Source organism: Pseudomonas sp. S2_E01, from assembly GCF_054668365.1.
The window spans coordinates 5,600,372-5,623,298 of record NZ_CP162762.1 but is presented as its reverse complement, the minus strand read 5'-3'; the positions used below and the strand labels follow the sequence as shown (position 1 = coordinate 5,623,298).

The window sequence follows — 22,927 nt, the reverse complement described above, 5'->3', positions numbered from 1 at the left end:
ACGGAGCTTATGACCAGCAGCACAACGCCCGGCAGTGCCCTGATGGACACATCACTCTCCCCCGCGCAATTGCGGGTCGTGGGTGACTGGACGCTCGCCCACTACGCCGCCCTCAAGGATCTGTGCGAAAAGCTGCGCGGCCAATACGACAACAACACCCACATCGACCTCAACGGCCTCGGCGCGCTCGACACCGCAGGTGCATCGCTGCTGGCGGAGTTGCTGGGCTCGGAACGTCTTGGACGATCCGCCGAACACCCTGATTGCACCTTGCCCACTGCGGATCGGGCGTTGTTGCAGACGGTGTATCGCTCGATGACCGATTTCTGCGTACCGATCAAGGAGCCGGAGATCAGCGTCGGCATCCAATTGTTGACGCGCATCGGCCGTGCGGTGGATGCCGTCTGGCAGGACACCCTGCAACTGCTGGGTTTCGTCGGGCTGATCCTGGAAACCCTCGCCCGCGGATTGTTTCGCCCCTGGCGTTGGCGGATCACGCCGATGGTTGCGCACATCGAGCAGACCGGCCTCGACGCCGCGCCCATCGTCGCCCTGCTCACGTTCCTGGTGGGCGCCGTGGTGGCGTTCCTCGGGGCGACGGTACTGGCCAACTTCGGCGCGACGGTGTTTACGGTCGACCTGGTGGCCTTTTCCTTCCTGCGCGAGTTTGCCGTACTGCTGACAGCGATCCTGATGGCCGGCCGCACGGCCAGCTCGTTCACCGCGCAGATTGGCTCGATGAAGGCCAACGAAGAAATCGACGCCATTCGCACCATCGGCCTCGACCCCATGGAGCTGCTGGTGGTGCCACGGGTGCTGGCATTATTGGTGTCGCTGCCGATGCTGACGTTCCTGGCGATGATCTCCGGAATCGTCGGCGGCGGTGTGGTCTGTGCCCTGTCGCTGGATATTTCCCCGGCGATGTTCCTGTCCTTGCTGCATTCGGACATCGGCGTTCAGCATTTTCTGGTGGGGATCGTCAAAGCGCCGATCTTCGCGTTTCTCATTGCCGCGATTGGCTGCCTGGAAGGTTTCAAGGTCAGCGGCAGTGCCGAGTCGGTCGGCGCCCATACGACATCGAGCGTTGTGCAGTCGATCTTCGTGGTGATCGTGCTCGATGCCGTGGCCGCCCTGTTTTTCATGGAGATGGGATGGTGAGTCGTCCACTGCGTGCGCCCTCCGAGGCGGTGATCGAGGTACGTGGCCTGTGCAATCGCTTTGGCAGCCAAAGCGTGCACGAAAACCTCGACCTGGATTTGAACAAGGGTGAAATCCTTGCCGTGGTCGGCGGATCCGGCAGCGGCAAGTCGGTGCTGCTGCGCAGCATTGTCGGCTTGCGCCAGCCCAGCGAAGGCATGGTGAAGGTGTTCGGCAAGAACCTGCCGACCCTGTCTGAACATGAGCGCTCGCTGGTCGAGCGGCGGTTTGGCGTCTTGTTCCAGAAAGGCGCCCTGTTTTCTTCGCTGACGGTGACCGAAAACGTCGCCCTGCCCCTGATCGAACACGCAGGCCTGAGCCGTGAGGATGCCGAGCACCTGGCAGCAGTGAAACTGGCGCTGGCCGGCCTGCCGCTGTCCGCCGCCGACAAATACCCTGCCTCGCTGTCCGGCGGGATGATCAAGCGCGCTGCGCTGGCCCGGGCATTGGCGCTGGACCCGGACATCCTCTTTCTCGACGAACCAACCGCCGGCCTTGACCCGATTGGGGCGGCCGCCTTTGACCAGTTGATCCTGACACTGCGCGATGCGCTGGGCTTCAGTGTGTTCCTGATCACTCACGACCTCGATACCCTTTACACCATCACTGACCGCGTAGCCGTGCTGGCGCAGAAAAAAGTGCTGGTGGCAGGCCCCATCGATGTCGTCGCCGAAACCGATGATGCGTGGATTCACGAATATTTCCACGGCCCTCGCGGCCGCGCGGCGTTGACCGCCGCCCAACAGTTGAAAGAGGTCTGACATGGAAACCCGAGCCCATCATGTATTGATCGGCCTGTTCACGGTGATCGTCGTCGCAGGCGCCCTGCTCTTCGGCTTGTGGTTGGCCAAGTCCAGCGTCGACACCGAGTTCAAGGACTACGAAGTGGTCTTCAACGAGGCCGTCAGCGGCTTGTCCAAAGGCAGTTCGGTGCAGTACAGCGGGATCAAGGTCGGCGACGTGGTGACCTTGCGTCTGGACCCGAAAGACCCGCGCCGGGTGCTGGCGCGCATTCGCCTGGGCGGTGACACGCCAATCAAGGAAGACACCCAGGCCAAACTGGCACTGACCGGGGTGACCGGAACGTCCATCATCCAGCTCAGTGGCGGTACCCCGCAGAGCCCGGCCCTCAAGGGCAAGGACGGTGAGTTGCCGACCATCGTCGCCTCGCCCTCGCCCATCGCGCGCCTGCTCAATGACAGCAACGACCTGATGTCCGGCGTGAACATGCTGATGCACAACGCCAACCTCCTGTTCTCCAGCGAAAACGTCGAGCGCATCGGCAAGACCCTGGAACACCTGGAACAAACCACCGGCACCATCGCCGAACAACGTGGCGATATCCGCCTGGCGATGCAGCAATTGGCGTCGGTCGGCAAGCAGGCCAGTGGCATGCTGGAGCAGACGTCGACCCTGATGCGCAACGCCAATGGCTTGCTCAATGATCAGGGCAAGCAGGCGTTCGGCAGCGCGGAGCAAGCCATGAAGTCGCTGGAACAGAGCAGCGCCACCCTCAATAAGCTGCTCAGCAGCAACCAGGATTCGCTCAACAACGGTATGCAGGGACTCAATGGCCTGGCACCGGCGGTGCGAGAACTGCGTGAGACGCTGACGTCGTTGCGGGCCATTTCACAGCGCCTGGAAGCCAATCCCAGCGGCTACCTGCTGGGCACTGACAAGAACAAGGAATTCACGCCATGAAGCTGTGTCACATTGCTCTCCTTGGCGCCTTCGCGGTGACCAGCGCCTGCTCGATCCTGCCCAAGGCCGAGCCCTCCGATGTGTATCGTTTGCCTTCGTCCCAGAGTGGCGCAGCCAGCAGCCATGGCACCGCGCAAAGCTGGTCGCTGCGCCTGGTCAAGCCGCAGGCCAGCGAGGCGTTGAACAGTCGCAACATCGCGGTGATCCCCCAAGGGGATCTGATCAGCAGCTACAAGGCTTCACGTTGGAGCGACCCTGCGCCGGAACTGCTGCGCAATCGTCTGCTCGATGGCTTCCAGCATGATGGCCGGGTGTCGTTGTTGAGCACCGACGACAGCAATTTCCAGGCAGACCTGGAACTGGGCGGAACCCTCCAGGCCTTCCAGACCGAGTACCAGGGCAAGGCCGTCAGCGTCGTGGTGCGCCTGGATGCCTTACTGGTGCGTGGTTTTGACCAGCGCATCCTCGCCAGCCGCCGCTTCGAAGTGCGTCAGCCGCTGGGCGACGTCGCCGTCCCATCGGCGGTGAGCGGGTTTGGTCGGGCCAGTGATCAACTGACGGCGCAGGTGGTCAACTGGGCGGTGGAACAAGGCCAGAAGGTGGCGCCAGCGCGCCCGTGAGGCCAATGATCCCCCTGTAGGAGCGAGCTTGCTCGCGATGCGGTGTGCCATGGAACATCTAGGGTGGCTGATACTCCGCGATCGCGAGCAAGCTCGCTCCTACAAGGGAACTTGGGTTAACCGAAGAACCAATAACAAACCCCAATTGCCCCCAGCACCCCAGCCAACTCCGCCAGCAACGCACAGCCCACCGCATGCCGGGCGCGCTGGATGCCCACCGCGCCGAAGTACACTGCCAGCACATAGAAGGTCGTCTCGGTGCTGCCCTGAATCGTCGCCGCCACCAGCGCAGGGAAACTGTCCACGCCGGAGGTTTTCATGGTTTCGATGAGCATTGCCCGGGCAGCGCTGCCGGAAAACGGCTTGACCATCGCCGTCGGGAGCGCATCGACGAAGCGGGTGTCCCAGCCGGCCCATTCCACCAGGTGACGAATGCCATCGAGGCCGAAATCCAGCGCCCCGGAAGCACGCAGCACCCCAATCGCACAAAGCATCGCCACCAGATACGGCAGCAGGTTCTTCGCCACATCGAAGCCTTCTTTCGCTCCTTCGACAAAGGCCTCGTAGACCTTCACCTTGCGCAGCGCGCCGATGATCAAAAACAGCATGATCAGGCCGAACAGCGTGAGGTTGCCCAGGATCGATGACAGGCCGGCCAATGCAGTGGCCGACATCGTGGCCAACAGCGCCATGAAGCCGCCAAGCAAGAGAACGCCGGGAATCAGGTAGGCCAGCACCACCGGGTCCCAGACCCGCAGGCGCTGCATGAACGCGACGGCGAGGAAACCCACGATGGTGGAGCAACTGGTGGCCAGCAGGATGGGCAGGAACACCAGCGTCGGGTCAGGCGCGCCTTGCTGGGCGCGGTACATGAAGATCGTCACCGGCAGCAGGGTCAGCGAGGAGGCGTTGAGCACCAGGAACAGGATCTGCGCGTTGCTGGCAATGGTGTCGCTGGGGTTGAGTTCCTGCAATGCCTTCATGGCCTTGAGGCCGATGGGGGTGGCGGCATTGTCCAGGCCCAGGCCATTGGCGGCGAAGTTCAGGGTGATCAGGCCGATGGCGGGGTGGCCGGGCGGCACTTCGGGCATCAGGCGCAGGAACAGGGGCCCCAGCGCCTTTGCCAGCCATTCGACGATCCCGGCTTTCTCGGCGATCCGCAGGAAGCCCAGCCAGAGGGTGAGGGTGCCGAACAACAGCACCATGACTTCGACCGACAACTTGGCCATGGCGAAAATACTCTCCACCATCGCCGCAAAGATCCCGGCGTTGCCGCCGATCAGCCACTGCGCCAGCGCCGACACGGCGGCCACGATGAAGAAGCCAAGCCACAGGCCATTTAGCATCAGTCAAATCCCCCAAAAGATGCGCGAATGATAGCGGGGCGGCCAGAAACGACAAACCCCGGATTGTTCCGGGGTTTGTTTGGGTGCTGGGAGTTAACCCTGTGGGAGCAGGCTTGCCCGCGATGGCTTTATGTCAGCCAACAAATAGGTTGAAGCTGCCGACCTCATCGCGGGCGAGCCCGCTCCCACAGGTAAGACTTAACTGTGAGATGACTCAGCGACCGGCATTTTTTCCTTGCTGCGCCAGTGCGGCAGGGAGTTCCAGTAGCGCTGGCCCTTGGCATCGTCGTACATGCCTTCCCAGCGTGAGATGACCAGTACAGCCAGTGCATTGCCGATCACGTTCAGGGCGGTCCGCGCCATGTCCATGATGCGGTCGACACCGGCGATGAACGCCAGGCCTTCCAGTGGGATACCGACGCTGCCCAAGGTGGCCAGCAGCACGACGAAGGATACGCCTGGAACGCCGGCGATGCCTTTGGAAGTGACCATGAGGGTCAGCACCAGCAGCAGTTGCTGGCTGATCGACAAGTCGATGCCGTAGAGCTGGGCAATGAAAATCGCCGCGATGCTCTGGTACAGGGTCGAACCGTCGAGGTTGAACGAGTAGCCGGTCGGCACCACGAAGCTGCAGATGGCTTTCGGCGCACCGTAGGCTTCCATTTTCTCGATGACACGCGGCAGCACGGTTTCCGAAGATGCGGTGGAGTAGGCCAGGACCAGCTCATCCTTGAAGATGCGCATCAGCTTGATCACCGAGAAGCCGAACAGGCGAGCGATCAGGCCCAGTACCACGAAGGCGAAGAAGGCGATGGCGACGTAAACCAGTATCACCAGTTTCGCCAGCGGCAGCAGCGAAGCGAAGCCAAAATTGGCGACAGTTACCGCGATCAGGGCGAAAACGCCGATCGGGGCGTAGTTCATGATCATGTGAGTGACCTTGAACATGCTTTCCGATACGCCCTGGAACATCGTGACCAGCGGATCGCGCAGTTCCGGCTTGAGGCTCGACAGACCGAGACCGAACAGTACCGAGAAGAAGATGATTGGCAGCATTTCGCCGCGGGCCATGGCCGCGAAGATGTTGGACGGGATCAGGTTGAGGATCGTCTCGATGAACGCATGTTCATGCTGAACTTCGGCGGCGGTCGCCTGATACTTGGAAATATCCACCGTACCCAGCGTACTCATATCGATGCCGGCGCCCGGATGGAATACGTTGGCGAGCAGCAGACCGACCACGATGGCGATGGTGGTAACAATCTCGAAATAGATGATGGTCTTGAGGCCGATGCTGCCGAGTTTCTTCGCATCGCCCACGCCGGCGATACCGACGACCAGCGAGGAAATGACGATCGGGATCACGATCATCTTGATCAAACGGATAAAGATATCGCCCGCCGGTTGCAGGACGTTGCTGATCCACCAGGCCTTCTCCGCACTGAAGTGGTTGAGCAGCGCACCGATTGCAATCCCCAACACCAGACCGATGAGGATCTGCCAGGCGAGGCTGAGCTTTGCCTTCTTCATATCTTTACCCTTACTTCAGTTTGACTCGGACTGGATGCGCAAACTGGACCGCTCATGGCGAAAAAGTCGTGTGCATCCGCCCCCGTATAAGGTGCCCGGAGCGTTTTTATGGCTCTCTGGCAGCTGAAAAAAGGCGCAACTATTCCGATGCGGGGAAGCGGCGTCTAATGCCGTAAACGACTACCCTATGCCGAATCGGCATGAGGTTTATGAGTCAAAAGCGACGTCGCAAATGGTTCGAATGTGACATTTCGGCGCTTCAAGTGCCGTGAACCGGTCATCTCCGAGGTGAATGATTGATTTACGGTCAGTTATCCAAGCGGTGGTTTTCAGAAAAATCCGACACTGCCTCGCGACAAAACGCCGCAAAATAGATCGAGTTTTTCTCGATGTACGGTCATGAAAATATCAACGCCTGGAAATCACGAGGGGTGGAAGCGGGGAAGGGCGATACCGAATGGATCGTCCATAAATATCTAAGCGTTGAGCAAGCTCTCCGCAAGTCCGTCGAACCAATATTGGACGGCGAACTTGCGTCGCAGCTTTTACCTGACCCGGCCCTTGCGCAGGCACTCCATGTACCCGTAGGTCACTCCGCCCCTGTTACAGGCAGAACGTCCCGACCCCTTGGTCATGCGCCTACCTTCCTCGGGCGGCGCATCAGAGAGAAACAATGTTGCTTCTTTCATGTGACAGATTCAGTACCAGTTTGGATCTTTCTTTAGCTGTTCCATCAACATCGTCTGCATGCCCTGATCGGGTTTGCCGAGGAAGCGATAGTCGGCATGCCGCGTTGGCGACTTGTCGGTCGGCAAGCCTGCCGGCACCTGCACCAACATCGCATACGCGTCCTTCCTGTCGAGGCTGACGGCAACGATCAGTCTGTTATTGCGGCAGGTGTCCGGAGTTTCGCAAAGCGGGCCCACCAGATAATCGTCGCCATCTTCCTGTACGGCATTCATTTGCTCAGCATTACCCGAGAGATTCATCACCCATTCCGGCAGGCGTTCTTCCTTCTTTACCACACCTTGCCAGGTGTCCCGGAACTGCGGGTCGCTGCTTAGCAGTTCGTTGACCCGCGTCTGACCATCATTGGCCGCCATCGCTATGGCACTGCCGCCCAGAAGCAGGGCGGCTGCCAGCGTCTTGAATGGAACGTTCATCCTCAGCCCCGACCACGACGGCCAAAGAAGAACGAAGCAATGAACATCACCAGGAACACGACAAAGAGGATCTTGGCGATACCCGTGGCGGTGCCCGCGATACCACCGAAGCCCAGTACGGCGGCGATGATGGCAATGATCAGGAAAGTGATTGCCCAGCTCAACATGGTGATTCTCCTTACTTCTATTTAGAGGTCTTGCTCATGCCCGACGCGCTGCCCGCGTCAAGTTCGTATCTTCAAAATACCCAGCGCTCTTGGCGTGGCATCTCATCCAGGGGCTGAGCCTGGTCGACGTCCATCATGCGCAATGGCTGGTTTTCGGCGGCCGAACTGCGTGCGGCGCTGAAGTGAGTTTGAGTGGGATACTGAAACGATACCCGCGGCGCTTCCGGCTGCTGGCTCAGCTCCCAACGCAGCAGCTGTTGACCGCCAATCAGGGTGATCAACAGTGCCAGGACCGCGAACAGACCCTGCTGGATATGCAGTGGCGAGATACGCATTTGGGCGGCACGTTGGCGATTCATCCTGAAATTCCTCCCACACTGTGGTGTTTTGGTTGAGCGAGTGTTTTCGCTCGGGCTGAAAACACTATTGCAGTGTGCGTGCCAGCTTTTTCTTCACAAAAAATCTAATAAAAACAATGATTTAGGAAACACAAAAAATCAATGTCGGACGCATCCTGCACGATGCCCTATTGGTTGTCGTGCGAAATGCACGATAAATTCGTGGGAGCTTTCAGAATTTTTTGAATTGCGTGAGACACGCTGGTGTCTGATGGGGAGCAGATTCAGCCTCGAATGGCAGAACCGATAAAAACAGTGAAATCAGGTGATTAAAAACGGGGTGAGTAGATTTCTCCCCCGACGTGGCCGGAATCGACCAGAATTAACCATGCAACTTGCCCGATTTTTCCGGGACTAACAAAGATCATTCATTTAGGAGCGTAGGAAAAATGGAATCTGCCACCGAGCATCAGGGCCGCATTCTGCTGGTGGATGACGAATCCGCCATCCTGCGAACCTTCCGGTATTGCCTCGAAGACGAAGGCTATAGTGTCGCCACGGCCAACAGCGCGGCACAGGCCGATGTGCTATTGCAACGTCAGGTGTTCGACCTGTGTTTCCTTGATTTGCGCCTCGGTGAAGACAACGGTCTCGACGTGCTGGCGCAAATGCGTATCCAGGCGCCATGGATGCGTGTGGTGATCGTCACCGCACACTCGGCCGTGGACACCGCCGTGGATGCAATCCAGGCAGGCGCAGCCGATTATCTGGTTAAACCCTGCAGCCCTGATCAACTGCGCCTGGCGACCGCCAAACAACTGGAAGTGCGACAACTGTCGGCGCGCCTGGAGGCATTGGAAGGGGAGATCCGCAAACCCAAGGACGGCCTGGACTCTCATAGCCCGGCCATGAAGGTGGTCCTCGAAACGGCCCGCCAGGTAGCGACCACTGACGCCAACATCCTGATTCTTGGCGAGTCCGGCACCGGTAAGGGCGAACTGTCCCAGGCCATTCACGGCTGGAGTAAACGCGCGAAGAAATCTTGCGTCACCATCAACTGCCCATCGCTGACCGCCGAATTGATGGAAAGTGAGCTCTTCGGTCACAGCCGGGGCGCTTTTACCGGCGCCAGCGAAAGCACCCTCGGACGCGTCAATCAGGCGGATGGCGGGACGCTGTTTCTCGACGAAATCGGCGATTTTCCCTTGACGTTGCAACCCAAGTTGTTGCGTTTCATCCAGGACAAGGAATATGAGCGTGTCGGTGATCCGGTCACGCGTCGTGCTGATGTGCGCATTCTTGCCGCCACCAACCTCAACCTCGAGGACATGGTGCGCGAGGGGCGTTTCCGTGAAGACTTGCTGTATCGCCTGAACGTCATCACCCTGCATTTGCCACCGCTGCGTGAGCGCCGTGAAGACATCCTCAACCTGGCTGATCGCTTCCTGGCGCGCTTCGTCAAGGAGTACGCGCGACCGGCACGTGGTTTTAGCGAAGAAGCCCGTGAGGCTTTGTTGAGCTACCGATGGCCGGGGAACATCCGCGAACTGCGTAACGTCGTGGAGCGCGCCAGCATCATCTGTCCGCAGGAACGTGTCGAGCTCAGCCATCTGGGCATGGCCGAGACACCGGCCAACAACGCGCCGCGCATTGGCGCGGCATTAAGCCTGGACGAACTGGAGAAAGCCCACATCGGCGCCGTGTTGGCCACCGCTGGCACCCTCGATCAGGCCGCCAAGACGCTGGGCATCGACGCGTCGACGCTGTATCGCAAACGCAAGCAATACAACCTGTGAGTTGCGCGTGATGAAACTGGCGATGAAGTTGCGTACTCGGCTTTTCCTGAGTATCTCCGCACTGATCACCGTCGCGTTGCTGGGGCTGTTGCTCGGGCTGGTCAGCGTGATGCAGATGGCGGGAACCCAGGAAGTATTTGTACGCAACAGCTTCGTCACCCTGGACCTTGGGCTGAAGCTGCGCCAGACCCTGGGCGACCAGTTGATTCTAATGCTGGGCAACAAGCCCGAGTCGCCGGAGTTCCAAGCGTCAAAACAGCACTATTTCGAATTGCTGGAGCAAGGCATCGCACATGATCTGGGCGAAGATCGGCGTTACGGATTCGCTCAAGCCAAGGCTGACTATCTGGATTTCCTTCAGGCTTTGGATCAGTCGAGCGATCCATCCCACATATTGAGTGGCAACGAAGAGCTGACCAGAAAATTCAATGTGGTGCGCAACGGGCTGATTACCGAGCACAAGAATGCGTTGGACGACATCAGCGACATGCAGCGCCAGGGGCGGGACCGGGCGCTACTGATTGCGGGGTTGTTGGGGTTGGTTGGCCTGGCGGTGCTGATCATCGGTTTCGTCACCGCACAGGCGATTGCCCGACGTTTCGGTGCACCCATCGAAGCGTTGGCCAAAGCTGCCGACAATATCGGCCAAGGCAACTTCGAGGTGACGCTGCCGGTGTCCTCTGCGGCAGAAATCAATCAACTGACCAAGCGTTTCGGCCTCATGGCTGAGGCGTTGCGTGAGCATCAGGCGACCAATGTCGACGAATTGCTCGCCGGTCAACAGCGCTTGCAGGGTGTGCTCGACAGCATCGATGATGGGCTGTTGATGATTGACCGCGAGGGTCGTCTGGAACACCTCAATCCGGTGGCGCAACGCCAGTTGGGCTGGGACACCGATTTCCTCGGGAAAGGACTGGGCTCGGCACTCGACAGGCCCGAACTGGATCAGCAACTGCAAATGGTGCTGCGCGGCGGCACGCTGGAGCGGGTGCCCGAAGACTTGAGTGTCGAGGTCGATGGCGAGTCGCGGTTGCTGACCTACAGCCTGACGCCGGTCAGTCATACCCAGGGCCATATCCTGGGTGCGGTGATGGTGCTGCATGATGTCACCGAGCAGCGCGCCTTCGAGCGAGTGCGCAGCGAGTTTGTCCTGCGCGCATCCCATGAGCTGCGCACACCGGTAACCGGAATGCACATGGCTTTCGGTCTGTTCCGCGAGCGTGCCCATTTCCCCGAGGACTCCCGTGAAGCGGATCTCCTGGACACCGTTAACGAAGAAATGCAGCGCTTGATGCAACTGATCAATGACTTGTTGAATTTCTCCCGCTATCAGAACGGATTGCAGAAACTCACACTGGCGCCCTGTTCCATCGAAGACTTGCTTGAGCAGGCCCGTTTGCGATTCGCCGAGGCAGCGCAGGCGAAGGGCATCGACTTGTTGGTGGAAGTCCAGGAGCCATTGCCGAGGTTGCAAGCCGATCAGCCACAGTTGGACCGGGTGCTGGATAACCTGATCGACAACGCATTGCGTCACACCGGCACGGGTGGCCAGATCCGCTTGCAGGGCCGACGTCATGGCGAGCGAGTGATTATCAGCGTCGAGGATAATGGTGAAGGCATTGCCTATGGCCAGCAGGGCCGGATCTTCGAACCCTTCGTGCAGGTTGGACGCAAGAAAGGTGGCGCTGGGCTGGGCTTGGCGCTATGCAAGGAAATCGTGCAGTTGCACGGCGGGCGGATGGGCGTTTATTCGCGGCCGGGGCAGGGCACGCAGTTCTATATGGCGCTGGCGGTCTGATTGGCGTCAGGCCTCGTCATCCAGGCGTCGTGCGGCGATACGCCGGCCACGGGTAATCAGCTCGATGAACTGCACGGCGCTCAATGCATGGGCGAACAGCCAGCCCTGGCCGAACTTCACCCCTTCACTGCTCAGGAACGCTGCCTGGGCTTCATGCTCGATACCTTCGGCAATGACCTTGAGTTGCAGCGCCTGGGCCATATGAATGATGTGTGGCGCAACGCCACTGCTGGCTGCGTCATGCCCCAGCGCATCAATAAACGCCTTGTCGATTTTCAGGCAATCCACCGGCAGGGTTTGCAGGTAGGCGAGGCTGCAATAGCCGGTGCCAAAGTCATCGATCAACACCTGGTGCCCGACATCACGCAGAGCCTGGAGGTTTTCCCGGGCCACCTCGACATCGATCAGCCCACGCTCGGTGACTTCAAAAGCAATCTGTCGGGCTGCCACGCGGTGCAGGGTCAACAGGCGCGCCATCACCTGGCCGATTCGCGGCACCATCACGTCGCAGGCTGCCAGATTGACCGAGATATAGAGCTGCGGATTGGCACGCAGTAAATGCCCCAACTGCTCCAGCAGACGTTGCAGGACGAAATCGGTCATCTGGCGGATCTGCCCGGTGTTCTCCGCCATGGGAATGAACAGGTCGGGGCTGGTCAGGGTGCCGTCGGGTCGACGCCAGCGCAGCAGGGCTTCAGCTCCGACGCAATGGCGGTTGTCGAGGTTGAAGATTGGCTGATACAACACCTGCAGCTCCCCGCGTCGTATCGCGCCCGCCAGCTCCGCGTCCAGCGACTGGCGCTGGCGCACCAGCAGGAACACCATGAAGCCCACCAATAGTCCTGCTATCAGGCTGGCCGGGCCCAACCACCACCATGCGGTAGGCACATGCCTGCCGGTGCGCGGCGAGATCAGCACCCATTGGTACTCGGGATTGTCGGTGGGCATGCGATAGATCAAGCGAGTCTGGGTCACTTGCAGGGCATCGCGTTTATCCGCTGGCCAGGCTTCGTCGGGGGGCCAGGCCTGCGCCGTACCCAGCACCGGGATGGCTCGCTTGCCGTGGTCGAGCACGACCAGAAGACTGCTGCCCGGCGACAGGTCGACCATATCGGTCAAATGCCCGCGAGAGGTCGCGACGCGAAAGTTGCCACGTCCCAGCATTAGCGCGGCGCGGTTTTCGTCGGGCTCGGTGGAGGTGTTCAGCCAATAGCTGTAGCCCGGATCCTTGATGTCCGGGGGCCGTATCATCGACAGGCCTTCCTGGCGGGGACGGTTGGAGCAGATCCGCGAACCGTCCATGAATGCGGCTTCGTACACGAAGCGATAATTGAACGTGACCTGTTGCAGCGTGGCGACCATTTCGTCGTTGCAGGTGCGCAATGGCTGGGCTTCCAGATCATCGAGACTTTCGCGCAATTGTCCGAACAGTTGCTCGAGACGCGCCAGGAAACGCTCACCTTGCGCATTCATTTCAAGGCTTTCGTTCTGCTGGATCTGGTTCAAGGCCACGAACATGCTGCCGGCCAGTAGCATTACAGTGCTCACCACAGCAGCCAATATCGCCAGAAACCAGGGGCGATAAAACCAGCTACGGAGTGTCTCTCGAGCAGCAGTCATATTGGATATCCGAAGGATTACCAATGAGTTATAGCTGCTGATTTGGAAAGCGCGCTGACCGTCGGGCGGGCGTCATTATTTTGTCTGATTCAACACCAACAGAAGTGCGGCAGTTTGCGCGTCGGGCAGGCCGTCGAAGCGCGAAGGACGGAAATGCATCTGGAACGCCGCGAGCACATGACGCGTCGCGACGTCCAGCTCACCGGTTTGCGGCGTGGCATATCCAAGTCGGGCCAACTGCCCCTGGAACCAACTGATGCTCGGCAACTGGGTGTCGAATTGCGCCTGTTGCCGGGCCACTGCCTGTTCGTTCGGCCAGATACCAAGGCCTTCATCCGCCAGGCGTTTCCAGGGGAACAGCGGCCCAGGGTCGAGTTTGCGCAGTGGGGCGATATCACTGTGGCCGATGATGCTGCGAGGGTTGATGGCGTAACGTTTGCTTATGTCCTTTAGCAGGGCGATCAGCGACTGGATCTGTGCTTCGCTGTAGGGATACCAGAGGCGCTTGCCGTCCGCCGTTTCCTTGAAGCCGGGATTGACGATCTCGATGCCGATGGAGCTGGAGTTCAGCCAGGTTCGGCCTTGCCATTCGCTCTCACCGGCATGCCAGGCTCGAAGGCTTTCATCCATCAATTTGTAGATGGTGGCGTCTTTATCGTCGCCGATCAGGTAATGGCTGCTGACTTCGCCATGGGTCAGCAGTTGCAACGAGCGTTGCAGGGACGCGGAAGTGTAATGCACCACTACAAACTGGATGCGGCTGTCGTGATTGGCCGAAGGATGGCTGGTGTCGTACCGGGGCCCGCTGGCACAACCGGCCAACAGGATCAGCGAAAGGATGAGGGCAAGATATTTCATGGCAGAAGACAGCACGCGAAGGACAGTAATGCAACAGTGTAACGTACTGCCTCGCGCCGTGACGGCTGACCGGGCCCATTTCAACAAAATGGGACAAATTGCCCGTCAGCCGAGTTCGATCCGGTTGCGGCCGGCGTGCTTGGCCCGGTAGAGCGCCTGGTCGGCCCGCTTGAGCACCAGATCGCTGTGTTCGCCGGGCCTGAAGGCGGTCACTCCCATCGAAACGGTAATGGTCACTGGCTCTCCCTTGAAGTGAAACGGGCAGGCTTCGATTGCCGCACGCAATTTCTCCAGCAGTTTTGCTCCCACGGCGGGAACGGTGCCAGGCATCAGCAGGACGAACTCTTCACCGCCGAACCGGGCGATGAAGTCGGTGCCGCGCAGGCGTTTACGCAACACGCTGGCGATGATTTTCAGCACCTTGTCCCCAGCCAGGTGGCCATAGTTGTCGTTGATGCGTTTGAAATGATCGAGGTCGAGCATGGCCAGCAACAGGGTATTGCCATGTTGCTGCCATTGGCCGATCTCGTAATCCAGTCGTTCGCTCCATGCCGCGCGGTTGGGCAGGGTGGTCAGCGGGTCGATCAAGGCCTTCTGGCGCTGTTCTTCCAAGTGCTCGCGGTAGCCCAGCGCTTCCTGCTCCATATGCGCCACGCGTTCGGCCAGACCTTTAAGGCGGGCCGCGACCTCCTGCTCGCGCTCGTCGCGCTGCTTCTGGTGCTGATCCATGGTTCCAAGCAGACCTTCCAGGTGGTTCTCCAGCACGAGCTTGAGATCGTCGAGGTCGGCTGCCTCCTGCACGCTGCTCTGCAAGCCGTCGACTTGTTCGCGGATCTGCGTGTCCATCTCGCGCGCCGCCGATAGGTTGTCGGCGTGGCCATCGCTGGCCGCTTGCAGGTTGCTCTGGAAAGACTCCAGGCGCTCATTGAGCTGTTGCAAATAGACTTCGAACTCATGCTGGCCGCTGTCGTTGATGGCCAGCATCAAGGTCGCCAGATCGTCGAGAATCGGCAGCAATTCGTACCAATTCAAGCCATTTTGCAGCCGGTCACGCATGGCTTCGGCTTGTGGGCGATGGCGCTCGGGCAACGACAAGTCGTCCAGCAGGCCCAGCAGGGTGTCTTCGATATGCTTGGCCACAGAACTGTAGGACGGTTCCGGCGAATCCGGCAGCGCGTAGAGAATGTCTTGCTCGGGTTGCTCCGGATCGATGGCGGCCAATGCCTGGGCCATGACCGGGGGCAGGGGCAGGCGGTCGAGGAAGACCTCCGGCGTCAGTTCGTCCGGATTGCCTTGCGGCGGTGCCGAAGCGACCGGCGTGGCGTCCGGCGGCTCATGTTGTTCGGCCTGCGGCGGCTCGGGCGTTTGTGCCTGCGGTGCGGGTAGAACTTCAAGAATGGGGGGAACAAACGCCACGACTTGCGCCGGTGGTGGTGCGGAGGGGGCCGCTTCGGTTGCCTGCGCCTCGTCCTCGACAGCTTGTTCGATTGACGGCGTTACGGGTGGCGCCTGGACCACTTGGGGCGCTTCGACCTCCACCTTTGACGGTGTGGGGGGCGCTGCGGCAACTTCTTGTTGAGCTTCTACGTCAGCCGGTTGCGCTGGCGACTGCACTGATGTCTCGAGCGCCACTGCCTGCTGCGGTGCTTCTTCGTTTTCACGCTGGCCAAACAAGCGCTGCAGCAAACCTGGCCGGCCAGGTTCCGCTGGGTGCTCCAGTTGACTCAGGGCCTTGCCTTGCAGCCCGCTCAGTTCGCTGAGCAGTAGCGGCATTTCACGAGCCTGGCCGACACGAGCGTCCAGTTGTTTGGCGAAGTTCTTCAGGGGGCGGCTGACTTCGCGCGGCAATGGCAAAGTTTGCAACTGAGTGACCAGTGCAGTCAGCGCGGCGCTGGTCTGGTTGACCCGGGTTTCGCGGCGTTGCTCGGAGTCAAGCACGGCTTTTTCCAAGCGAGGCAACAACGCCGCCAGGCCCGCATCCATTTCATCGGTGCGGATGACGTCGCGCATCTCCTTCATGCACTGGTCGACGGCGCGGTCAGTGCCTTCCGCCGCCAGGGTGCTGCGTACCAGCCCGCGCCGCAGCAGGTCGAGCCGGGCGTCCCAGCGACGCTCGAGCTTTTCCTGTTGTTCGACGCTCTTGAGGTATTTTTCTTTCCAGCGCTGTGTTTCGTCGCTCATTCAACGGTTCCGCGAAGGGCAGGACTCAACGCGGGCAATGCATCGGCCGTGAGCGAACCTGGCAGACGAATCTCTACCGCGACCGGCAGGTGATCAGAAATGGGTTGAGCCAGCACTTCGACTTTTTCGAGCGTCAGGGTCGGGCTCAGCAGAATATGGTCCAGGCAGCGCTGAGGGCGCCAGCTGGGAAACGTCGCTTCCACTTGCGGAGCCAGCAGGCCAAGGTCGCGCAACGGGGAGTTTTGGAGCAAGTCGCTGGCGTGGGTGTTCATGTCCCCCATCAGCACCTGATGCTTGTAGTCGCCGATCAACTCGCGAATGTACGCCAGTTGCAGGCTGCGGGTGCGGGCCCCGAGTGCAAGGTGCATCATCACCACCACCATGGCTTCGGGACCTTCGCCGAACCGCACCAGGATCGCACCGCGCCCCTTGGGGCCCGGCAACGGGTGATCTTCGATGGCCCACGGGCGCAGGCGACTCAGCACGCCGTTGCTGTGCTGTCCCAGGCGCCCGAGGTTGCGATTGAGTTGTTGATACCAGTAGGGAAAGGCGCCCAGTTGGGCCAGGTGTTCCACCTGATTGATGTAGCCGGACCTGAGGCTGCCGCCGTCCGCTTCCTGCAGGGCGACAAGATCGAAGTCGCCCAGCAAATTGCCGATTTTCTGCAGGTTATCGGCCCGCCCGGGGTGGGGCAGTACGTGCTGCCAGCCACGGGTCAGGTAGTGCCGATACCGCTCGGTACTGATGCCGACCTGGATATTGAAGCTGAGCAAACGCAGACGGCTGTCCGTGGGCAGACCCGTCGATTCCAGGTGATGATCGTTGACCCGCGGATCATGCAGGCCAACGACACGTTCAGTTCCCCAGCGGCGCATGGCGGTCGCAGCGCTTAGTTGGCCGCAGCCTTGTGGGTCGCTCGCTCTTTGTCGACCAGTTGGTCGGCGAGTTTCAAGGCCTCTTCCGCGCCACCGGCAGAGCCGATGTCAAAGCGGTACTTGCCGTTGACGACCATGGTTGGAACGCCGGTGATCTGATACTTCTTGGCCAGTTCACGGGCCTGGACGATCTTGCCCTTGATGGCGAAGGAGTCGAAGGTCGCCAGGAACTTGTCCTTGTCTACGCCCTGGGTGGCAAGGAAGTCAGCCATTTCGTTCTTGTCAACGAGCTTCTTGTGTTCCTTCTGAATGGCATTGAAGACGGCGGCGTGAACCGAGTGCTCGACGCCCATGGCTTCCAGGGTCAGGAACATCTGGCCGTGGGCATCCCACGGGCCGCCGAACATGGCAGGGATGCGTACGAAGTTGACGTCCGAAGGCAGCTTCTCGACCCAAGGGTTGATCACGGGTTCAAAGGCGTAGCAATGCGGGCAGCCGTACCAGAACAGCTCCACCACTTCGATTTTGCCAGGCACTGCGACCGGGACCGGATTGGCCAATTCAACATACGAGTCGGGGTGTGTTTCGGCGGCTTGGGCAGTCACGCCGAACAGGCTGGCAGCGACGAATGCGGCGCTGATGATCAGATTACGCATGCTTTACTCCTGGAGAATTTGAGTCGCCTCGCGCGACCTGTTATCAGACGGGTCTGTGCGGGCTCGAGTTCTGTAGTGTAACGGCAGCGGCCACAAAAAAGGGCGGCCGGAGCCACCCTTTTTATACTTGTTGCGACAGATTAATGGAGCGTTAACGTAGCGGCAGATGTAAGCCCGCACGCCGCCCGATTAGCCGCGCTTAGTGCAGGCCCTGAATGTAGCTGGACACTGCGGCAATGTCTTCGTCGCTCATGCGCTTGGCGATGCTCTGCATTGGCTTGGCGTCGCCGTCGTTGGTACGGCCGCCTTCTTCCTTGCGGAAATCGGTCAGTTGTTTGCCAACGTATTGAGCGTGTTGGCCACCCAGGTGCGGGAAGCCGGCGGCCGCGTTGCCTGCGCCATTCGGAGAGTGGCAGCCGGTGCAGGCTGGCAGGCCCTTGGCCAGGTCGCCACCACGGAACAGTGCTTCACCACGAGCCACGAGTTTAGGATCGGCGGCGCCAACGCTGCCTTTCTGGCTGGCGAAGTAGGCGGAGATATCAGCCAGGTCCTGATCGCTCAGGTTGGTCAGCAGGCCAGTCATTTCCAGTACCGTGCGCTTGCCGGACTTGATGTCGTGCAGCTGCTTGTTCAGATAACGTTCGCCCTGACCTGCCAGTTTCGGAAAGTTAGGCGCCATGCTGTTGCCATCCGGGCCATGACAGGCGCCACAGACTGCGGCTTTCGCCTGGCCAGCTGTTGCGTCACCTGCAGCATGGGCTACGCCGGAGATCCCCACGGTCAACAGCAGACTCACGATCAATTTGTTCATCAGCTAATCCAACTACGGCTAAGGGTTAAAGAGTTATGGACCGGGATCACTCGCTCATCCACTGGATGATGGTTCGGTAATCCTCGGCACTGCAGTCCATGCACAAACCACGCGGCGGCATCGCCTTGAAACCCTGGGTCACGTGTTGCACCAGCGTCTCCATACCTTTCGCCAACCTCGGCGTCCAAGCTTCCTGATCGCCCTTTCGGGGCGCCATGGGGAGTTGGCCGGAATGACAGGCACCACAAACACGGTTGTACACAGCTTCCGGATCCTGTGTAGCCTGAGCGCTGTAAAGCGGTATCAGGACTCCGGCAGCCAGCAGCCATTTCGTCATAAAACGACCTTTTCAGGGTTGAGAGCGTTCTGCGTTCTAATGCGCAATCAAGGTCATTCGCTCTCGTGAACTTCATCCTACGCTGGGACAAAGCGCACACAAAATCTGCGGCATTATATACTGGCGCTACTGAAACGGAAACGACACCGCTTGCCGCGTCCATTCCCGGCGCCGCCCACATCGGAAATCCCATGCAACTCAAGAACCCCATCCTCGGCCTGTGCCAACAGTCCACCTTCATGCTCAGCGCTGCCAAAGTCGATCAATGCCCCGATGACGAAGGCTTTGAAGTCGCCTTTGCAGGGCGCTCGAACGCTGGTAAATCCAGCGCATTGAACACCCTGACCCATGCCAGCCTGGCGCGAACCTCGAAGACCCCGGGGCGCACGCAACTGCTTAATTTCTTCAAGCTAGACGATGATCGCCGTCTGGTCGACCTGCCGGGCTACGGTTACGCGAAAGTACCTATCCCGTTGAAGCAACACTGGCAGCGACACCTGGAAGCCTATCTGGGCGGGCGCGAGAGTTTGAAAGGCCTGATCCTGATGATGGACATCCGTCATCCAATGACCGACTTCGACCTGCTGATGCTCGATTGGGCCGTAGCGAGCGGCATGCCGATGCACATCCTGCTGACCAAGGCGGACAAGCTCACCTACGGTGCGGCGAAAAATACGCTGCTCAAGGTTCAGTCCGAGATCCGCAAAGGCTGGGGCAGCACGATCACCATCCAGCTGTTCTCGGCGCCCAAGCGCATGGGGCTGGAAGAGGCCTACACTGTATTGGCGGGTTGGATGGAATTGGCTGACAAGGGCGCGGAGCCTGCCGCGGAGTAAATCGCAGGCAAAAAAAACCCCGGACTTCAATGGGGAGGGGGAAGTTCCGGGGTTCAAGTTCCGGACCGCTAGGGCGGGGTCCGAATATCTGCCAACACTTAACACAACATAGGAGCAATGAACGGCTTCACCAGCCATTCAGTTACTCTGAGTCGCAGTTCACGTATTTAGTTCCGAACGCTCAAAAACCATTTGAAATAAGCCGCTTCGTTTTCTGAAATAAGCGCTCTTTGAGCCGGCCGCGACACTATGCCGCGGCCGTTCCTGGCAAAAAATACCGGTCAGTGGGCCTCGTCCCAGTTATTCCCCACCCCGACCTCCACCAGAAGCGGTACATCCAGCTTCGCGGCTTCGCTCATGTGCTGGCGAATGTCGTCACGAACCTGATCGACCAGGTCCTCGCGCACCTCCAGCACCAATTCATCGTGCACCTGCAGGATGACTTTGGCATCCAGGCCCGAGGTCATCAGCCAGTTATCTACAGCCACCATGGCTTTCTTGATGATGTCCGCAGCGGTGCCTTGCATCGGCGCGTTGATCGCCGTGCGTTCAGCGCCCTTGCGCAGGGCCGGGTTCTTGGCGTTGATTTCCGGCAGGTACAGGCGCCGGCCAAAGATGGTTTCGACGAAACCCTGTTCTGCGGCCTGGGCGCGGGTGCGCTCCATGTATTCGAGCACGCCTGGGTAACGGGTGAAATAACGGTCGATGTACGCCTGGGACTGTTTGCGGTCCACGCCGATCTGCTTGGCCAGGCCAAAAGCGCTCATGCCGTAGATCAAGCCGAAGTTGATCGCCTTGGCACTGCGCCGCTGATCGGTGGTGACGTTTTCCAGCTCGACGCCGAACACCTCGGCGGCGGTGGCCTTGTGCACGTCCAGGTCATTGCGGAAGGCGTGCAGCAGACCTTCGTCCTTGGCCAGGTGCGCCATGATCCGCAATTCGATCTGCGAGTAGTCCGCCGCCAGCAGCTTGTAGCCTTTGGGTGCAACGAACGCTTGGCGAATCCGACGGCCCTCAGCTGTGCGGATTGGAATGTTCTGCAGGTTCGGGTCGCTGGAGGACAAGCGACCGGTTGCTGCGACCGCCTGATGATAAGAGGTGTGGATCCGCCCGGTGCGCGGGTTGATCTGCTCGGGCAGGCGATCGGTATAAGTGCTTTTCAGTTTGCTCATCGAGCGGTACTGCATCAGCACCTTGGGCAGCGGGTAGTCCTGTTCGGCCAGCTCTGCCAGCACCGCTTCGGCCGTTGATGCCTGGCCCTTGGCGGTTTTGCTGAGGATCGGCATGCCGAGTTTTTCGTACAGGATGACGCCCAATTGTTTTGGAGAGCCGAGGTTGAATTCCTCACCAGCAATGGCGAATGCCTCACGCTCCAGTGCGACCATTTTGTCGCCCAGCTCGACGCTCTGGATGCCCAGCAGGTTGGCATCGACGAGCGCACCCTGACGCTCGATTCGGGCCAGGACGGGCACCAGCGGCATTTCGATTTCGTTCAATACCTTGCTCAGGCTTGGAATTGCGTTGAGCTTTTCCTGCAAGGTCTGATGCAGGCGCAACGTTACGTCGGCGTCTTCGGCGGCATAAGGCCCGGCCAGTTCCAGGGCAATCTGGTCAAATGTCAGCTGTTTGGCACCCTTGCCGGCGATGTCCTGGAAACCAATAGTGGTGTGGTTCAGATACTTCAGCGCCAGGCTGTCCATGTCGTGGCGAGTCGCGGTGGAATCCAGCACGTAGGATTCGAGCATGGTATCGAAGGCGATGCCTTGCACGTTGATGCCGCAGCTCTGGTCGCCACCGATGGCGCAGTTGGCCAGGATGTTCATGTCGTACTTGGCGTGCTGGCCGACCTTGAGTTTGTTCGGGTCTTCCAGGATCGGCTTGAGTGCACGCAGCACGGTGTCGCGATCCAGTTGGTCGGGCACGCCCATGTAGGAGTGGGTCAACGGGATGTAGGCCGCTTCATCAGCCTGGACCGCGAACGACAAGCCGACCAGTTGTGCTTGCTGCGCATCCAGACCGGTGGTTTCGGTGTCGAAGGCAAACAGGCTGGCGTCGTTGAGCTTCTTCAGCCATAGGTCAAAATCGGCCTGGGTGAGGATCGTGGTGTATTTGCGCTCAGTCTCGCCAGCGGCGTCTTCGACCACAGGCGCGGTCACTTCCTGGCCGGAACGCTTGGCATCGCGCTGATTCTCATCAAACCAGCTCTTGAATTCCAGCAGGGTGTAGAGCTCGGCGAGGGCATCGTGATCCGGCCGGCCCATCTGCAAATCGTCGAGACCGATGTCCAGCGGGACGTCGATCTTGATTGTCGCGAGCGCATAGGAGAGGAAAGCCATCTCCTTGTGCTCTTCGAGCTTGGCCGGGAGGGTTTTCGCACCACGGATCGGCAGGGTTGGGACGATGTCGAGCTTCGCATACAGCTCGGTCAGGCCACCATTCACGCCTACCAGCAAGCCAGAAGCCGTCTTGGGACCAATGCCCGGAACGCCTGGGATGTTGTCGGAAGAGTCGCCCATCAGCGCCAGGTAATCGATGATCTGCTCGGGAGCGACGCCGAATTTCTCCTTCACGCCTTCTACATCCAGCGCGCTACCGGTCATGGTGTTGACCAAGGTAATGTGGCCATCAACCAGCTGCGCCATGTCCTTGTCGCCGGTGGAGATGACCACCGGGCGGTCGGCTGCTGCACTGCTGCGGGCCAGTGTGCCGATTACATCGTCGGCCTCCACGCCATCGACGCACAGCAGTGGAAAACCCAAGGCCTTGACGCTGTCGTGCAGCGGCTGGATCTGTACGCGCATGTCGTCTGGCATGCTCGGGCGGTTGGCCTTGTATTCGGCGTACATTTCGTCGCGAAAGGTCCCACCTTTGGCGTCGAATACTACGGCAAACGGGCTGTCCGGGTACTGCTTGCGCAGACTCTTGAGCATGTTCAGCACGCCTTTGACCGCTCCGGTCGGCATGCCTTTGGAGGTGGTCAGTGGCGGCAGGGCATGGAAGGCCCGGTACAAGTATGAAGAACCGTCCACCAGGACGAGGGGGGCTTGGCTCATGAGCAGGATCAACCTTTTCGGCGGGTCCGGCGCTAGAATAGCGG

General features: G+C 59.9%; 20 protein-coding genes. 7 read left to right on the top strand and 13 right to left on the bottom strand.

Annotation, left to right across the window (positions count from 1 at the left end; all coding sequences use genetic code 11):
* Positions 1-9 precede the first annotated feature (9 nt).
* The 4 genes from AB4O36_RS25925 to AB4O36_RS25910 are packed head-to-tail and all read left to right on the top strand — an operon-like array spanning position 10 to position 3,518.
* Positions 10-1,158, top strand: coding sequence for an ABC transporter permease (locus tag AB4O36_RS25925; RefSeq protein ID WP_460119375.1), 1,149 nt, complete (start codon positions 10-12; stop codon positions 1,156-1,158).
* Positions 1,152-1,958, top strand: coding sequence for an ABC transporter ATP-binding protein (locus AB4O36_RS25920; RefSeq protein WP_460119373.1), 807 nt, complete (start codon positions 1,152-1,154; stop codon positions 1,956-1,958). The genes AB4O36_RS25925 and AB4O36_RS25920 overlap by 7 nt, the downstream gene beginning before the upstream one ends.
* Before the next feature lies 1 nt (position 1,959).
* A complete protein-coding gene (locus AB4O36_RS25915; RefSeq protein ID WP_460140587.1) occupies positions 1,960-2,898 on the top strand; it encodes an MlaD family protein in 939 nt (312 codons plus the stop codon).
* A complete protein-coding gene (locus tag AB4O36_RS25910; RefSeq protein WP_460119369.1) occupies positions 2,895-3,518 on the top strand; it encodes an ABC-type transport auxiliary lipoprotein family protein in 624 nt (207 codons plus the stop codon). The genes AB4O36_RS25915 and AB4O36_RS25910 overlap by 4 nt, the downstream gene beginning before the upstream one ends.
* Before the next feature lie 116 nt (positions 3,519-3,634).
* On the opposite strand, the gene AB4O36_RS25905 is transcribed toward AB4O36_RS25910, so the two are convergent.
* From AB4O36_RS25905 to AB4O36_RS25885, 5 genes are all read right to left on the bottom strand, one after another.
* Positions 3,635-4,864: a nucleoside recognition domain-containing protein gene (locus AB4O36_RS25905; protein ID WP_460119367.1), complete on the bottom strand. Its 1,230-nt coding sequence runs from the start codon at positions 4,862-4,864 to the stop codon at positions 3,635-3,637.
* A 198-nt stretch (positions 4,865-5,062) separates the two neighbouring features.
* The gene (gene gltP / locus AB4O36_RS25900) at positions 5,063-6,394 is read right to left on the bottom strand and encodes a glutamate/aspartate:proton symporter GltP (RefSeq protein WP_460119365.1); all 1,332 of its coding nucleotides are present in this window, start codon (positions 6,392-6,394) and stop codon (positions 5,063-5,065) included.
* Positions 6,395-7,092: 698 nt separating this feature from the next.
* The gene (locus AB4O36_RS25895) at positions 7,093-7,557 is read right to left on the bottom strand and encodes an inhibitor of vertebrate lysozyme family protein (protein WP_460119363.1); all 465 of its coding nucleotides are present in this window, start codon (positions 7,555-7,557) and stop codon (positions 7,093-7,095) included.
* A 2-nt stretch (positions 7,558-7,559) separates the two neighbouring features.
* Positions 7,560-7,724 carry a DUF1328 domain-containing protein gene (locus AB4O36_RS25890; RefSeq protein WP_003177151.1) on the bottom strand — a complete coding sequence of 55 codons (165 nt, stop codon included), beginning with the start codon at positions 7,722-7,724 and terminating at the stop codon, positions 7,560-7,562.
* 71 nt (positions 7,725-7,795) lie between these two features.
* Positions 7,796-8,083, bottom strand: coding sequence for a hypothetical protein (locus tag AB4O36_RS25885; protein ID WP_460119361.1), 288 nt, complete (start codon positions 8,081-8,083; stop codon positions 7,796-7,798).
* Between the two features lie 428 nt (positions 8,084-8,511).
* Between AB4O36_RS25885 and algB the strand changes: the two genes are divergently transcribed.
* Positions 8,512-9,858, top strand: a complete 1,347-nt coding sequence (gene algB, locus AB4O36_RS25880; protein ID WP_460119360.1) for a sigma-54-dependent response regulator transcription factor AlgB — start codon at positions 8,512-8,514, stop codon at positions 9,856-9,858.
* 10 nt (positions 9,859-9,868) lie between these two features.
* On the top strand, positions 9,869-11,656 hold the full coding sequence (locus tag AB4O36_RS25875; RefSeq protein ID WP_460140586.1) for a KinB sensor domain-containing domain: 1,788 nt from the start codon (positions 9,869-9,871) through the stop codon (positions 11,654-11,656).
* Between the two features lie 6 nt (positions 11,657-11,662).
* On the opposite strand, the gene AB4O36_RS25870 is transcribed toward AB4O36_RS25875, so the two are convergent.
* The 7 genes from AB4O36_RS25870 to AB4O36_RS25840 form a co-directional block, all read right to left on the bottom strand.
* The gene (locus tag AB4O36_RS25870; protein ID WP_460140585.1) at positions 11,663-13,276 is read right to left on the bottom strand and encodes an EAL domain-containing protein; all 1,614 of its coding nucleotides are present in this window, start codon (positions 13,274-13,276) and stop codon (positions 11,663-11,665) included.
* Positions 13,277-13,351: 75 nt separating this feature from the next.
* Positions 13,352-14,134, bottom strand: a complete 783-nt coding sequence (locus AB4O36_RS25865; protein ID WP_460119354.1) for an N-acetylmuramoyl-L-alanine amidase — start codon at positions 14,132-14,134, stop codon at positions 13,352-13,354.
* Between the two features lie 105 nt (positions 14,135-14,239).
* On the bottom strand, positions 14,240-16,315 hold the full coding sequence (locus tag AB4O36_RS25860; RefSeq protein WP_460119352.1) for a GGDEF domain-containing protein: 2,076 nt from the start codon (positions 16,313-16,315) through the stop codon (positions 14,240-14,242).
* The gene (locus AB4O36_RS25855; protein ID WP_460119350.1) at positions 16,312-17,190 is read right to left on the bottom strand and encodes an endonuclease/exonuclease/phosphatase family protein; all 879 of its coding nucleotides are present in this window, start codon (positions 17,188-17,190) and stop codon (positions 16,312-16,314) included. Before AB4O36_RS25855 ends, AB4O36_RS25860 begins: the two co-directional genes overlap by 4 nt.
* Before the next feature lie 14 nt (positions 17,191-17,204).
* Positions 17,205-17,846 carry a thiol:disulfide interchange protein DsbA/DsbL gene (locus tag AB4O36_RS25850; RefSeq protein ID WP_460119348.1) on the bottom strand — a complete coding sequence of 214 codons (642 nt, stop codon included), beginning with the start codon at positions 17,844-17,846 and terminating at the stop codon, positions 17,205-17,207.
* A gap of 199 nt (positions 17,847-18,045) precedes the next feature.
* On the bottom strand, positions 18,046-18,657 hold the full coding sequence (locus tag AB4O36_RS25845) for a c-type cytochrome (RefSeq protein WP_460119346.1): 612 nt from the start codon (positions 18,655-18,657) through the stop codon (positions 18,046-18,048).
* 46 nt (positions 18,658-18,703) lie between these two features.
* Complete coding sequence (locus tag AB4O36_RS25840; RefSeq protein WP_460119345.1) at positions 18,704-18,994, bottom strand: c-type cytochrome; 291 nt, start codon at positions 18,992-18,994, stop codon at positions 18,704-18,706.
* Between the two features lie 191 nt (positions 18,995-19,185).
* On the opposite strand from AB4O36_RS25840, the gene yihA reads away from it, so the two are divergent.
* Complete coding sequence (gene yihA, locus AB4O36_RS25835; RefSeq protein ID WP_460119343.1) at positions 19,186-19,830, top strand: ribosome biogenesis GTP-binding protein YihA/YsxC; 645 nt, start codon at positions 19,186-19,188, stop codon at positions 19,828-19,830.
* Between the two features lie 281 nt (positions 19,831-20,111).
* Here the strand turns inward: yihA and polA are convergent, their stop codons facing one another.
* Entirely contained in the window at positions 20,112-22,883 is a 2,772-nt protein-coding gene (gene polA / locus AB4O36_RS25830; RefSeq protein WP_460119341.1) for a DNA polymerase I, read from the bottom strand.
* Positions 22,884-22,927: the final 44 nt, after the last annotated feature.